Source organism: Mesorhizobium sp. M7A.F.Ca.US.006.04.2.1 (genome assembly GCF_004022915.1).
GTDB lineage: Bacteria > Pseudomonadota > Alphaproteobacteria > Rhizobiales > Rhizobiaceae > Mesorhizobium > Mesorhizobium ciceri.
In genome coordinates this window covers 1-2,377 of the sequence record NZ_RZQA01000919.1, presented here as the reverse complement: position 1 = coordinate 2,377, position 2,377 = coordinate 1, and the positions used below count along the sequence as shown (strand labels likewise).

Here is a 2,377-nt window from a genome sequence, read left to right as displayed (position 1 = left end):
TCCACGCACAGCCCGTCGGCATAGCCGGGCTCGACCTTGTGGAAGATTTCGCCACCACGCAGGTGGTCTTCCTCCGCGACGTCGAAGACCCGGATATATTGCTTCGGATCTTCAGTGGCCTGGTCGCCGGTTTCGGCGACATAGAGGCGCGCTTCGTCGGGTGAAAACGCCAGGCCGTTCGGACCGTCGAAATCGTCAGCTGCGATCGTGATCCGGCCGCTCCGCGGGTCGAACCGGTATAGCGCCGGCGGCTGCTCCGAAATCTGGCGGCCGCCTTCATAGTCGTTCTGAATGCCATAAAGCGGGTCGGTGAACCAGATCGAGCCATCGGACTTCACGACGACGTCGTTCGGCGCATTGAGGCGCTTTCCGCCGTGCCGGTCGACCAGCCGCGTCAGCGAGCCGTCCAGTTCGGTCCGATACAGGCAGCGCCCGCGATGCGAGCAGGAAATCAACCGTCCCTGCCGGTCGCGCGCCTGCCCGTTGCCGTAGTCCGACGGCGAACGATAGACCGATATGCCGGCGTCCTCGATCCAGCGCATGGTTCGGTCGCGAGGGAGATCCTGGAACAACAGGCAAAGTGCGTCACCCATCCACACCAGCCCTTCGATCCAGCGAAAGCCGCCGGCCAGTTCTTCGAGCGGCGCATTCTCTAGCACGTAATGCGCAAATCGCGGATCGATGACGTCGAAACCCTTCATCTCATTATCTGAACTCACAAGGCAGGGACGGCGCCAGCGCGTCATGCAACTGGACAACAATCAGGGCGGCTGGCTCATCTCCGACTGTCCCGGAGCGATGGCCTCGCCTGCCGTCGACCTCCCGGCAATTCTGGTCGCCGCCGAAGGACAACTCGCCCGGCCCCATTTCGACCCGCACGCCATCCATCGATTGCACGAACCAGCGTCCTGAGAGCGGCACGATCCATTGCGGCTTGGGGTTCTCATGCCATGTGCCGGTCCAGCCGACGGGCAGGATGGTAACAAGCGTGGTCATGCGCCCATTCGAGCGCAGCCCCTGCCATTGCGGATCGGCAGGCGGCTTGATCGATCGCAGCTCGAATTCAGTCAGCGCGCAACGGGTCTGGCGGCTGATCCCGTCCGCATCCGTCCAAAGATGCCAATAAGGGATTGTCGGCGCGGCGCTCATCGCAGGTCTTCCTGAACCGTCTGATAGGGGTGTGACGAGGCCAGCGGATGGCGAATGAAGCGATCGACCTCGGCAGCGTTGGAGCCGAAGGCGAGAAGGAGAAAGCCGCCGGCAAGAGCGAGGTTCTTGAGGAAATCCCAGAACACGTCCCGGGCCTCGCTCCTGCCTTTCAGGCGGAAATCCGGCCGGCGCCAGAACTGTTTCCAAAGCAGCGCCGTCACGAGGCAATAGCCGGCCAGGATCAGGGCCGCGAGGCGGTCGGCAACGCCGCCCAGGATCGCCAGCGACATGAAAACTTCGACAAAGAAACCACCCGCGATCATCACCGCCGCGAATGAGCGGCCGGGGATCGCCTGCGATGCCTGGTCAATCGCCTGCTCGAAGTTCAGCACCTTGTCCAGCGCGCTGAACGGCAGGAATAGCGCGACAAGCAGACAGCGCACTGTGAACGTGACGAGGATAGCGGGCATCAGACGCTTTCTTCGAACGGCCAAACGCGCGACCGTTCATCCGGTTGCGCGATCGCAGTTCCCGACCACTCTCATACGTTGGAGCGTCAAATTGGTTCGCAAGCCGCGATCACAATGATGTTCCTGCGCGTTACCGCATTGTAATGGCGCCAGCCGGACCTTTTGCCCTTCGCACGCGTTTTGCCTGGGTTGACTGACCCAGCGGTGGCAACAATTACGGTTTTTAGATCATTTCCTTTCCTGATGAGTTCTTCATGCCCGATCACAAACCTTTGGTGCGGCAGAAAGCCATCGTAACCGGAGCCAACTCAGGGATCGGCGAGAGCGTCGCAATCGCTCTCGGTCGGGCAGGCGCCGATGTCGTGGTGAACTACGTCGAGAACGAGGACGCCGCCAATGCAGTGGTAGACCAGATCCATCGGGCCGGCAGCAATGCGCTCGCCCACAAGGCCGATGTCTCCATGGAAGATGAGGTTGGCGACATGTTCTCGCGCGCCGTGCACGAGTTCGGCACTATCGACATTCTTGTCGCCAATGCCGGCCTGCAACGCGACTCGGCTTTCGCCGACATGCCGCTTGCGAACTGGGCCAAGGTTCTCGGCGTCAACCTGACCGGCCAGTTCCTCTGCGCCCAGGCGGCAACACGCGAATTCCTGCGGCGCGGCGTGGTGCCGTCCGTCTCGCGCGCGGCCGGCAAGATCATCTGCATGAGTTCCGTGCATCAGGAAATCCCGTGGGCGGGCCACGCGAACTACGCC

At 62.2% G+C, this 2,377-nt stretch carries 4 protein-coding genes; 1 reads left to right on the top strand and 3 read right to left on the bottom strand.

Translation table 11 applies throughout. The features are described 5' to 3' along the window. From EN925_RS32205 to EN925_RS32195, 3 genes are all read right to left on the bottom strand, one after another. On the bottom strand, window positions 1–701 hold a 701-nt coding region (locus EN925_RS32205), incomplete at its 3' end, for an SMP-30/gluconolactonase/LRE family protein (protein WP_164894536.1). A 4-nt stretch (window positions 702–705) separates the two neighbouring features. Continuing rightward, window positions 706–1,149, bottom strand: coding sequence for a cupin domain-containing protein (locus EN925_RS32200; protein WP_127369832.1), 444 nt, complete (start codon window positions 1,147–1,149; stop codon window positions 706–708). Beyond that, window positions 1,146–1,619, bottom strand: coding sequence for a DoxX family membrane protein (locus EN925_RS32195; protein WP_127369833.1), 474 nt, complete (start codon window positions 1,617–1,619; stop codon window positions 1,146–1,148). Before EN925_RS32195 ends, EN925_RS32200 begins: the two co-directional genes overlap by 4 nt. A gap of 254 nt (window positions 1,620–1,873) precedes the next feature. On the opposite strand from EN925_RS32195, the gene EN925_RS32190 reads away from it, so the two are divergent. Further along, a partial coding sequence (locus EN925_RS32190; RefSeq protein WP_128337217.1) for an SDR family NAD(P)-dependent oxidoreductase occupies window positions 1,874–2,377 on the top strand: 504 nt, incomplete at its 3' end.

Bases quoted from the DNA above. Each gene is read 5' to 3' on its own strand.
- EN925_RS32200 (WP_127369832.1), bottom strand. From the start codon at position 1,149: ATGAGCGCCGCGCCGACAATCCCTTATTGGCATCTTTGGACGGATGCG.
- EN925_RS32195 (WP_127369833.1), bottom strand. From the start codon at position 1,619: ATGCCCGCTATCCTCGTCACGTTCACAGTGCGCTGTCTGCTTGTCGCG.